General features: G+C 58.3%; 11 protein-coding genes. 2 read left to right on the top strand and 9 right to left on the bottom strand.

Annotated features, from left to right (window positions below; all coding sequences use genetic code 11):
* Positions 1-165: 165 nt before the first annotated feature.
* Positions 166-390, top strand: coding sequence for a hypothetical protein (locus AC2FNS_RS16940; RefSeq protein WP_496710959.1), 225 nt, complete (start codon positions 166-168; stop codon positions 388-390).
* Between the two features lie 199 nt (positions 391-589).
* Positions 590-1,252 (top strand): IS6 family transposase, encoded by a 663-nt coding sequence (locus AC2FNS_RS16945; protein WP_496710979.1) that lies wholly within the window; start codon positions 590-592, stop codon positions 1,250-1,252.
* Positions 1,253-1,464: 212 nt separating this feature from the next.
* On the opposite strand, the gene AC2FNS_RS16950 is transcribed toward AC2FNS_RS16945, so the two are convergent.
* The 9 genes from AC2FNS_RS16950 to AC2FNS_RS16990 form a co-directional block, all read right to left on the bottom strand.
* Positions 1,465-1,914 (bottom strand): SRPBCC family protein, encoded by a 450-nt coding sequence (locus tag AC2FNS_RS16950; protein WP_496684409.1) that lies wholly within the window; start codon positions 1,912-1,914, stop codon positions 1,465-1,467.
* Between the two features lie 110 nt (positions 1,915-2,024).
* Complete coding sequence (locus AC2FNS_RS16955) at positions 2,025-2,633, bottom strand: nucleotidyltransferase family protein (RefSeq protein ID WP_496710958.1); 609 nt, start codon at positions 2,631-2,633, stop codon at positions 2,025-2,027.
* Complete coding sequence (locus AC2FNS_RS16960) at positions 2,626-3,408, bottom strand: XdhC family protein (protein WP_496710957.1); 783 nt, start codon at positions 3,406-3,408, stop codon at positions 2,626-2,628. Before AC2FNS_RS16960 ends, AC2FNS_RS16955 begins: the two co-directional genes overlap by 8 nt.
* On the bottom strand, positions 3,405-4,592 hold the full coding sequence (locus AC2FNS_RS16965) for a vWA domain-containing protein (RefSeq protein ID WP_496710956.1): 1,188 nt from the start codon (positions 4,590-4,592) through the stop codon (positions 3,405-3,407). The genes AC2FNS_RS16960 and AC2FNS_RS16965 overlap by 4 nt, the downstream gene beginning before the upstream one ends.
* A complete protein-coding gene (locus tag AC2FNS_RS16970) occupies positions 4,589-5,464 on the bottom strand; it encodes an AAA family ATPase (RefSeq protein ID WP_496710955.1) in 876 nt (291 codons plus the stop codon). Before AC2FNS_RS16970 ends, AC2FNS_RS16965 begins: the two co-directional genes overlap by 4 nt.
* Before the next feature lie 45 nt (positions 5,465-5,509).
* A complete protein-coding gene (locus AC2FNS_RS16975; RefSeq protein ID WP_496684424.1) occupies positions 5,510-7,927 on the bottom strand; it encodes an aerobic carbon-monoxide dehydrogenase large subunit in 2,418 nt (805 codons plus the stop codon).
* Complete coding sequence (locus AC2FNS_RS16980) at positions 7,924-8,418, bottom strand: 2Fe-2S iron-sulfur cluster-binding protein (RefSeq protein WP_490361285.1); 495 nt, start codon at positions 8,416-8,418, stop codon at positions 7,924-7,926. Before AC2FNS_RS16980 ends, AC2FNS_RS16975 begins: the two co-directional genes overlap by 4 nt.
* 13 nt (positions 8,419-8,431) lie before the next feature.
* Positions 8,432-9,286, bottom strand: a complete 855-nt coding sequence (locus AC2FNS_RS16985; RefSeq protein ID WP_496710954.1) for an FAD binding domain-containing protein — start codon at positions 9,284-9,286, stop codon at positions 8,432-8,434.
* A gap of 107 nt (positions 9,287-9,393) precedes the next feature.
* The gene (locus tag AC2FNS_RS16990) at positions 9,394-10,521 is read right to left on the bottom strand and encodes an MHYT domain-containing protein (RefSeq protein WP_496710953.1); all 1,128 of its coding nucleotides are present in this window, start codon (positions 10,519-10,521) and stop codon (positions 9,394-9,396) included.
* Between the last annotated feature and the right edge of the window lie 47 nt (positions 10,522-10,568).

Below are 10,568 nucleotides of genomic sequence, written 5' to 3' on the forward strand. Positions count from 1 at the left end.
ATAAAACCATATATTTAAGGTATGTATTTTGTGCTTCTTGTGTTTGTTGCTGATCTAGATTGACTAGCGCTGGAGGCGGAAATTTACCTAAAAGCTGATGTCAAGGAGGTTCATTGCCTTACGTATGTGGAGTAAGTGATGTGATACATAAGCGAGCGAGGAACGATGCCCAATCAAGATCGACCACCGAAGCGCACCGAAAAGCTGCAGCTGATGCTGGATGTTGAAGAGCTGAAGGTCATTGATGACTGGCGATTTGAAAACCGACTTCCATCGCGCGCAGCTGCCATTCGCGAGCTGATCCGAAGAGGACTGAACACGGATGAATTCGAAGAGCCGCCGAAGGAGATTCCTTCAGGCGAATTTCGCGTTGTCGACGATTCCGATTGACCTGCCAGTGGTGGTAGAGGGGCATTTTCAGAGGACTTGTCAGAGGGATTCAGGTTGAGGCAGGCAGGGCGGTTGCGTGGCCTCGCGACATGATCAGAAGTGCTGTCAAAGGAAACCGGCTTGGGGGGGGAAGGCGATTTTGTAGCGTCCAGCCATGACCAAACGCTCGCCATTTCGCTGTTTCAAGATCTAGCCCGAGATCATCCACTTTGCAGTGATGCTGTACATTCGTTTCCCGCTCTCGCTTCGGAATGTCGAAGATTTGTTGCACGAGCGAGGCATCGACGTGAGCCACGAAACTGTCCGGTATTGGTGGAACAGGTTTGGCCCAAAGTTTGCTGCTGAGATCCGAAGAAAGCGTGTTCAGCAATTGAGAGCCTACACCAAATGGAAGTGGCCCGTGGACGAGGTTTTCGTGAAGGTGAATGGCAAGAGAAACTACCTCTGGCGGGCCGTTGATCGTGAGGGCGAAGTGCTGGAAGCAATCGTTACCAAACGCCGAAACAAGGCTGCAGCACTGAAATTCCTCAAGAAATTGATGAAGCGGCACGGTTGCGCCGAGGAGGTCGTCACAGATCGATTCCCTTCCTACAAGGCTGCGTTCAGAGAAATGGGCGCGCTCGAAAAGCAACAGACGGGCAGGTGGATTAACAACCGCGTCGAGAATTCACACCTTCCTTTTCGACGGCGTGAACGCGCCATGCAACGTTTCAGGCGCATGCGAAGTTTACAGAAGTTCGACGCCGTCCATCTCTCCGTCTACAACCACTGCAACCAAGAAAGATCGCTCACCAGCAGAGACTCCTTCAAGCTGAACCGGGCCGCTGCTCTTAGCGAGTGGCGTGAACTTAGTTCCGGATAGGTTCGCGGTTTCCGTGGCAAACTGAGACTGGTTCGCATTCGTCTGACAGCACCTTCGGGGCTAGGTTCAAGACTATTCGACGTACGAAACCTACAACCCAAAGCCCACGTTTCCCGTTGCTTGAGCATAATATTTGCCAAACATACCAGCGTCGCGAGCTGGGCTCTGGAGGCTATGTGTCAGTTTCCGGCTTTGCGACGCGTGACGCTTGATCAAGTGTGCTCTTTAGCCATCACATCCGCAAAGGACTTGAAGAACTTTGCCGCCAGTTTCTTGGCAGTGCTTTGGATAAGTCGGCTGCCCAGTTGGGCGAGTTTCCCGCCAACATCGGCTTTGGCAGTGTATTTGAGAAGGGTTGCGCCGTCTTGGTCTTCCAAAGTCACGTCTGCGCCGCCCTTGGCATGACCCGCCGCTCCGCCATTGCCCTGACCGGTGAGCGAAAACGCATCCGGCGCGCCGTCGGTATTCAGCGTAACATTGCCGCTAAACCGCGCCTTGACGGGTCCGACCTTCAACACAACCTTGGCTTCAAGTTCGGTGTCTGAATGCTTTATTAATTCTTCGCAGCCTGGAATGCACTGTTTAAGGATTTCCGGGTTGTTCAACGCGGCGTAGACCTCGGCCTTGGGAGCGTCAATTCTGATTTCGTCAGCAAGTTCCATGTGTCTTCTTCCTTAGCAGCAGGGAAATTTTATGCGGGCCTGTTGGTCGGCCTGCACGGGGGTGAGTTCGACGGATCGAGTCATTTTTGCCCAAAGACGGCTTAGAGTGTTCATGCTGCAACCTCCTTCATGGGCAGGCAGTGGGTCTGGTAAGCTTCGGGCGTGTCGATATCGATAAAGAGCCCGGGCGTACGCAGGGGCAGTTCCTGAACCAGATCGGCATTGGCGCGCGTGAACTTTTGGCAGCCTGGGCTCTTTGGATCCTGCAACAGCCTTGCGCGCAAAGATCGCGGCACAACCAAGGGGTTGCCGCGGTTACCCTGATGAACAGGAAAAGAGATCTTGTCGGGGTCGGCACAGTAATGCGCCGTGAGCAATGCGAGGATATCGGTGCTGGACAACAGAGGTTGATCCCCCAGCCCGATCAGCAGCGTCTCAGCATCAACAGCATTCCGCAAGCCCGCCGCGACCGAGGTAAACTGGCCAGCGGCGAAGTCTGCATTGAAAACGGTGTCCACTCCTGTGCCGTCCAGCGCCGCTTTAACCAAGTTCGCATCGTGTCCGAGAACGACCAGAATGGGGCCATCAATCGCCGCCTGATATTGTTGGGTGACATGGCGGATCATCGGGACGCCATCAACTGGCAACAATAGCTTGTTTTGCGCACCCATGCGCCGCGACAGACCTGCGGCCAGCAATATTGCCGTCGTTTCAGTCATCGTCGTCCCGTTTCACGTTCGAGCGCCGAACCTTGACGAGTTCCGCCAGAATGGAGAGTGCAATTTCTTCGGGCGTGACAGCTCCGATGTCCAAACCGGCGGGAGCTTTGACCGCGCGGATGTCGGCCTGATCTATGCCTTTCGCGATTAACTTGTCTGACAGCGCGCCGTATTTTCGTTTGCTCCCGACAAAGGCGATATACGCAGGTTTGGACAGCAATGCGCGTTCCAGAGCGGCCAGATCACCCTGGCCTTGTGTGGCGATGATGATGACGTTCTGGCCGGCGACAGGGCTGTCGGGAATGTCCGAGCCCACTGACCAGTGAAACTCGGGCGCCAGAGCTGACAGGGCTTCGGCCACGGGCGAGGCACCGATGACAGTCAGCAAAGGCATGGGCAGGCAGGGTTCGATAAAGATGTCGATGCTGCCGCGTGATGGACAACCATTGCGGGCAAATCGGGTGCCATCAATGGTCTCTCCGGAACTGACGCCCTTTTCCGCCAAAAGCTCTTCGGGCGCGACCGAAACCAACTGCGGTGCGCCACTGCGCAGAGCCTCAATCGCGGCCTTTTTGACTGCACCGCGTGTGCAACCGCCGCCCAACCAGCCCTGCACGATGGTACCATCCGCGCTCAGAAGCGCCTTTGCGCCGGGCTTTGCAGCGGTTGACCCGGCTGTGCGAACAATCGTGGCAAACGCGAACGGTTGCTGGCGGTCGCGCAGGACCTTTGCGGTTTGTGCAAGATCTCCGTCAAGGATTTCAGCAGGTGTCATAGGCGGCTCAGCTCCCCTTCCAAAGCGGCCAGATCCCCGAGCGTGTTCGCTGGGGCAAACACGTCCAGATGCGGCAGTGCAGCCGCCATTCCGCTGGCAACGGGGGCATAGTCCGCCCATCCCTTCAGTGGGTTCAGCCAGATGACCTTGCAGCCCCGTTTCTTCAGCTTGGCCAGCGCGGCGTCGATCTGGTCCGGCGGCGCGGTGTCGTAGCCATCGGACAGGATCATCACGACGCTGCGGCCGTCGACAAAGCGCTTTGCATAGGTATCGGCAAAGCGCAAAAGCGATGGTCCGATCTTGGACCCGCCGCCAAAACCGTCCGCCATCAGTGACATCCGGCCAATGGCGCGCATCGCGTCCTTGTCCCGCAAGGCCTCGGTAATGCGCACAAGCCGCGTGTGAAAGAGATACGCATCCGCAGACGTATCGGCGCGCATAAGCCCTGACAGAAAGGCCAGAAACACCTGTGAATAGACAGTCATTGACCCTGACACGTCGCACAGCGCGACGATCTTGCGGGTCCGGTCAGGGCGGCGCTTGCGCAACAGCTTCAGCGGCTCGCCCCCGGTCGATAGACTGCGGCGGATTGTCTTGCGGAAATGCAGACGATCGCCCTTGCGCGCGGCTATGCGGCGGCGGGACCGGCGATCGCGCAGCGCCGCACCCAGGCGGCGTGCCACGCCTTCGGCCTCGGCCACGTCTTCGGGGCGGACGATGTCTCGCAGGTCCTTGCGCATCAGGTTGCGCACCTCGGTGGCGATCAATTTGCCTTCGCCGTCGCTTTCCGCTTCGCCCTCGCCATCGCTGGTGTCCGGCGCTGTCGAGGATCCGGCGCTGCCGGTGTCCTCGCCCTTTGCATCTCTAGACGAATGCACGCCCTCACCGCTGGGGGCCGATAGGGTTGGCATGACCTTTGTCCGGACGCGTCCGGCGTCCATCCAATAGCTGTCGAAAAGCGCGTCAAACGCGTCCACGTCGCCTTTGCACCCGGTACAGACCGCTTTTAGAGCCCGTCGCGCATTTTCTGGACAGGCGGCTTCGACTTCGTTCAGCGCGGCAAGCGCCGTATCCGTTTCGGCCACGCCTAGGCGCAGTCCGTTTTCGCGCAGATGCGCCATGAACCCGGCGACGCGTGCTGCCGGCCCAGGATCGCGCCCGGCGAATTTGGTGACTCGGCTCACGCCGCGCGTCCCGCGATGCGCTGGGCCACTTCGGTAGTGATGTTGGCCTGATCGCTCTGGGTTTTCAGAAGCGTGGTCAGCGTCGATTGCAAAATCGCCGGGTCCGCCGTCAGATCGGCAAGGCCAAGCCCCATAAGTGCCGCGGCAAAATCCAGTGTTTCTGCGATGCCCGGGGTCTTTTCCAGCTCTTCCTTGCGCAGGGATTGCACAAAGCCCACGATCTGGTTGGCCAGATGCGCTTCGATGTCGGGGCAGCGGGCCTTCAAAATCGCCAGCTCCGTGGCGCGATCGGGATAATCCACATGGGTATAGAGGCACCGACGACGCAACGCATCAGACAGATCGCGCGTTCCGTTGGACGTCAGGATCACAATAGGCCGTGTCGTGGCCGTAACGGTTCCCAACTCGGGGATCGAGACCTGATAGTCTGCCAGAATTTCCAGAAGGTAGGCTTCGAATTCTTCGTCGGCCCGGTCGATCTCGTCGATCAGCAGAACCGGCGCAACATCCTGGGTCAGCGCCGCCAGCAGCGGGCGTTCCAACAGAAAGTCGCGGGAAAAGATGCGCGCTTCGACGTCTTTGCCGGTTTGGCCATCTTCGGCAGCCGCGCGGATGCTCAGCAACTGGCGCTGGTAATTCCATTCATAGATCGCCTGCGCCGCGTCCAAGCCTTCATAGCATTGCAGCCGGATCAGGCGGGTGCCGCGAGATGCAGCCAGAGTGCGCGCAACCTCAGTTTTGCCAACGCCCGCCGCGCCTTCCAGAAGAAGCGGACGGCCCAGTGTCAGTGCTAGATGCAGCGCCACGGCCAGATCGTCGGAAGCGACATAGCCTTCACCTGCAAGGGCACCCTGTAAATCGGTCCAAGTCATAGTTGGATGTGGAGGTGCGCGTGACCAGGCACCTCCTCCCTCTTGTTAGCCGTGCAGGCCCAGATCATTGGCGGTCTTCCAGATCCGCCAGTGATCGTGGGGCATATGACTCTGACGCAGACCAAAGGCCCGGAAGGCATCATGCACCGCGTTCGAAAACGCCGGCACGCCGCCCACATTGGGGCTTTCGCCCACACCCTTGGCGCCGATCGGGTGATGCGGGCTGGGGGTGACGGTGTGGTCGGTGGTGTAGTGTGGCGTCTCCCATGCAGTGGGCAGGAAGAAGTCCATCAGCGTTCCGGTTTTCACATTGCCCATGTCATCATAGGCGATTTCCTGACCCATCGCGATGGCCAGCGCCTCGGTCAGGCCGCCATGGACCTGGCCTTCGATGATCATCGGGTTGATCCGTGTCCCGCAATCGTCCAGCGCATAGAACTGCCGGATCTCGTGCTCGCCTGTATCGACGTCGATTTCCATCACGCAGATATAGGCACCGAACGGATAGGTCATGTTGGGCGGGTCGTAATAGCTGACCGCCTCCAGACCCGGCTCGATCCCCGGGATCGCCTGATTGTAGGCGGCAAAGGCGATTTCTTTCATCGTCTTGAACCGCTCAGGCGCGCCTTTGACAACGAACCGATCCACGTCGAATTCCACGTCATCGTCGTGAACTTCCAGCAGATAGGCTGCGATCATCTGGGCCTTGGCCCGGATTTTTCGGCCCGCCATCGCGGTTGCCGCACCAGCCACAGGCGTCGACCGAGACCCATAGGTCCCCAAACCATATGGTGCGGTGTCTGTGTCGCCTTCTTCGACCGTGATGCTGTCGGCAGGAAGTCCAATCTCGCTGGCCAGAATTTGGGCGAAAGTGGTGGCATGCCCCTGACCTTGTGAGATGGTGCCCAACCGTGCGATGGCAGAGCCCGTCGGGTGGATCCGGATTTCACAACTGTCGAACATTCCAAGACCCAAAATATCGCAGTTCTTGACCGGACCGGCGCCGACGATTTCCGTGAAGTGTGTCAGGCCAATGCCCAACAGCTTGCGGGTTTTTCCGGCCTTGAAGTCCTCGACCCGCTGTGCCTGTTCGGCACGCAGATCCTCGTACCCAACTGCAGCCAGCGCCTTGTCCCAGGCGGTGTGATAATCGCCCGAGTCGTATTCCCATCCCAGCGCAGACTGATAGGGGAACTGATCGGCCTTGATAAAGTTGATCCGCCGCAACTCGGCCGCGTCCATGTTCAACTCAATCGCCAGAACTTCGATCATCCGCTCAATGAAATAGGCCGCCTCGGTCACCCGGAACGAGCAACGATAGGCCACACCGCCCGGTGCCTTGTTGGTATAGACACCGTCAACCGCCAGGTAGGCTGTCGGGATGTCGTAGGACCCGGTGCAGATGTTCATGAACCCGGCGGGGAACTTGGTGGGGTCCGCGCAGGCGTCAAACCCACCGTGGTCCGCCGTGGTGTGGCACCACAGACCGGTGATCTTGCCCTCTTTGGTGGCCGAGATCTTGCCGTGCATCCAGTAATCCCGGGCAAAAGCAGTGGTCATCAGGTTGTCCATTCGGTCTTCGATCCACTTGACCGGCTTGCCGGTCACGATTGAGGCCACGACCGAGCAGACATAGCCCGGATAAGCACCCACCTTGTTGCCAAAACCGCCGCCAATGTCGGGCGAGATGACACGGATGTTGTGCTCTTCAATGCCGGAAATCAGGCTGACCACTGTCCGGATGGCGTGCGGTGCTTGGAAGGTCCCCCACAGCGTCAGCTTGCCATTGACCTTGTCCATGGAGGCCACACAGCCGCAGGTTTCGAGCGGACACGGGTGTGTCCGGTGATAGTACACCATCTCTTCGGCCACGACGTCTGCTTCGCCGATGACCTGCTCGGTCGCTTCTTTCTGCCCGGCTTCCCATGTGAAGATATGGTTGGGATGCTTACGGGGACCGTGCGCGCCATCGGCCGTCGGGTCGAGGTCTTCGCGCAGAACCACATCGGTTTTCAGCGACTCGAACGGATCGACAATAACGGGCAGCTCCTCGTATTCGACCTCAACTGCTTCGATGCCATCGGCTGCGGCATAGCGGTCTTCGGCTACGACAAAGGCCACTTCCTGGCCCTGGTACAGAACCTTGCCGTCGGCCAGCACCATTTGTTTGTCACCAGCCAGCGTAGGCATCCAATGCAGGCCTAGCGGCTCGAGATCAGCAGCGGTCAGAACCGCCAGAACGCCCTTAACCTTAAGGGCTTCTTCGGTGTTAATCGATTTGACGCGCGCATGTGCGAAAGGTGAACGTACAAAATCGCCGAACAGCATTCCGTCCAGCTTGATGTCGTCGACATAGTTGCCTTTGCCCTGCGTAAAGCGTGCATCCTCGACGCGCTTGCGCGAGCAGCCCATCCCTTTGAGATTGGCGACGCGGTCTTCGCGGGTTTCTACTTCGTCCTTCATTCTGCGGCCTCCTTGGCTGCATTCATCACGGCCGCGGCGGCTTGGATGGATTTGACAATGTTCTGGTACCCTGTGCAGCGGCAGAGATTGCCGGCCATGCCGAACCGAATTTCCTCTTCGGTCGGGTTCGGGTTTTCTTCCAGAAGTTTGGTGGCGCGTGTGATCATGCCCGGGGTGCAGTATCCGCACTGCAGACCGTGGTGTTCCTTGAAGGCCTCCTGCAGTGGATGCAGGCTGTCTGGTGTGCCGATGCCTTCGATGGTGGTAACATCCTTGCCGTCGGCCTGGGCCACGAACATTGTGCAGGATTTCACCGATTTACCGTCAATGGTCACTGTGCATGCACCGCAATGCGAGGTTTCGCATCCAATATGCGGGCCTGTGATCCCCAGGCGTTCGCGCAAGGTGTAAATCAGCAGTTCACGCGGCTCGGCCAGAAACTCCTCTTCCTTGCCGTTGACCGTGAGTGTGATGTGCATTTTCTTTGACATTCTGGTTCCCCCCTCAGGCCCGCGACCAAGCGCGTTCGATGGCACGGGTCAGGATGACGCCGGCCACATGTTTCTTGAAAGCCACGGGACCGCGGTTGTCTTCGGTCGGGTCGATGTCTTCCATCATGGCGGCGACGGCGGCCTTGATGGCGTCCGCGTCCACGGATGTGCCGACCAGCGCCTCTGCGGCGGCCGCGGAATAGATCGGTGTGTCGCTCAGGTTCGTCATCGCAATCGCAGCGGACGCACATGTGCCGCCCGATTTCACGATCTGCACGGCCGCAGCGGCGGTCGCGTAGTCACCGATTTTCCGTTTTTGCTTTTCGTAGGCATATCCGCCTTGCGGCACCGGGATCGAAATGCTGGTCAACACCTCTGCGTCTTCCCGAGCGGTCATGTAGGCAGCCTCATAGAATTCACGGGCCGCAACGGTGCGTTCGCCATCGGAACCGACCAAAGTGAATTGTGCATCGACGCATTGCATTAGGCCGGGCATATCATTGCCGGGATCGCCGTTGGCAACATTGCCACCGACCGTGCCCATATAACGGACTTGCGGGTCTGCGATCTGCAACGCCGCTTCGCGCAGGATGGGTGCTGCGCTTGCAAGATCTGTATGGTCGATGATTTCGGCTTGGGTCACCATCGCGCCGATGGTGATGGTGTCTGTGCCGACCGTGATTCCACCCAATCCGGCAACGTCTTGCAGATCGATCAGATGGGGCACGTCCGCCATCCGAAGTTTCATCATCGGGATCAGGCTGTGTCCGCCTGCCATGACGCGTGCGTCATCCCCGTGTTCTTCCAGAAGAGCAATTACCCCATCCAAATCTTTCGGGCGGTAATACTCAAACGCCGCTGGAATCATCTCGCTCCTCCCTGCTTGATATTCTGGCTGGAGCGAAGCCTGCATCCATCGGTATACGCAGGCTTTAGAAAACCACTGATTTTCGCAGTTTTTGCACGAAATGCGCCTTAAGCTGCACCAGTTGCGCCCAGTTCACCCGAGAGGATCGACTGAATATCCTTCAGCTTGGACCGGCTGACCGGGACGGGCGGGAGTTCCGGTTCGTTGAAGGTACAGCGACCCTTGTCTTTGGTGCGTTCAAACCGGGCAACCTTTTCGGGGTTTACCAGATAGCTGCGGTGCGTCTGCACAAATCCGGCATTCAGAAGGCGCTTTGTTGCCTCTGTGATCGGCCAGACGCAGAACAGGCGATCCTTGCACGTGTAGACCTGTGTGTAATGACCGTCTGCCCGGACGAATGCGACATCCTGAGGTGCGACGTAGATTTTCGCTCCCTCCCTTTCGCAGGGAATTTGCAAAGTCGCCTCGGGCGGCAGCATGGCTTCCGGCGTCGTTTCATTTGCTGCCTCGGATTGCTGCGCGGGCCCGTCTAGATAGGTCGTGCTCACCCAAAGAAAGGCACCAAAAATCACGAAGCCTGACAATACTACGCCAATGGCCAAAGTTTCGTTGCTCATACCCGGGCCAAAATCTCCAGGAACGGGTACCGCAACAAAATTTGTTCCTGCCATGGCTAGGAAGTGCACGGAACTGACCGCCAGCCCAAAACAGACGGTAGCAAGAAAGATGTGCAAATTGGTGCGTCTTTGATAGGCCACCCAGACCGCGAGCATGCACAAGGCAATCGCCATGGCAGAGGACAACGCGACACCGGGAACTGTGTATACCGCTTTGCACAGTTGCAGCCCGGCCATCCCGACATAGTGCATCACCAAGACGCCCAGCCCAACAATTCCGCCAGCTGCCAATATCATTGGCGTCGTACGTTCCGTGAAATGCAACAAAATCAGTGCACAGCCGACGATCAATATGGCAATCAGCGCCGAGGCGAGCGTTATGGCCGCATCATAGTAATATGGGATCGGCATTTGCAGACCGAGCATGGCCACGAAATGCATCGACCAGATGCCTCCACCGAGCGCGACGGAAGCAAGAGAAATCGCGATCTTGCGTTGCGATGTCGATTTGGCCGCCATGTTTCGGGTCAGCGACAAGCCCGTGAACCCCGCGACAATTGCCATCGCGCAGGACATCACCACCAGAATTGGGTCGTGGCTGAACTCCAGCATCTGCATTCACTAAGAATGACCAAGAAATCCCGATTTGGCAAACGCCGTTCGCC

The organism is Ruegeria sp. BHSA191 (assembly GCF_059613325.1).

Coding starts and splice junctions, on each gene's coding strand:
- AC2FNS_RS16940 (WP_496710959.1), top strand. CDS start 166: ATGCCCAATCAAGATCGACCACCGAAGCGCACCGAAAAGCTGCAGCTG.
- AC2FNS_RS16950 (WP_496684409.1), bottom strand. CDS start 1,914: ATGGAACTTGCTGACGAAATCAGAATTGACGCTCCCAAGGCCGAGGTC.
- AC2FNS_RS16955 (WP_496710958.1), bottom strand. CDS start 2,633: ATGACTGAAACGACGGCAATATTGCTGGCCGCAGGTCTGTCGCGGCGC.
- AC2FNS_RS16960 (WP_496710957.1), bottom strand. CDS start 3,408: ATGACACCTGCTGAAATCCTTGACGGAGATCTTGCACAAACCGCAAAG.
- AC2FNS_RS16970 (WP_496710955.1), bottom strand. CDS start 5,464: ATGACTTGGACCGATTTACAGGGTGCCCTTGCAGGTGAAGGCTATGTC.
- AC2FNS_RS16975 (WP_496684424.1), bottom strand. CDS start 7,927: ATGAAGGACGAAGTAGAAACCCGCGAAGACCGCGTCGCCAATCTCAAA.
- AC2FNS_RS16980 (WP_490361285.1), bottom strand. CDS start 8,418: ATGTCAAAGAAAATGCACATCACACTCACGGTCAACGGCAAGGAAGAG.
- AC2FNS_RS16985 (WP_496710954.1), bottom strand. CDS start 9,286: ATGATTCCAGCGGCGTTTGAGTATTACCGCCCGAAAGATTTGGATGGG.
- AC2FNS_RS16990 (WP_496710953.1), bottom strand. CDS start 10,521: ATGCAGATGCTGGAGTTCAGCCACGACCCAATTCTGGTGGTGATGTCC.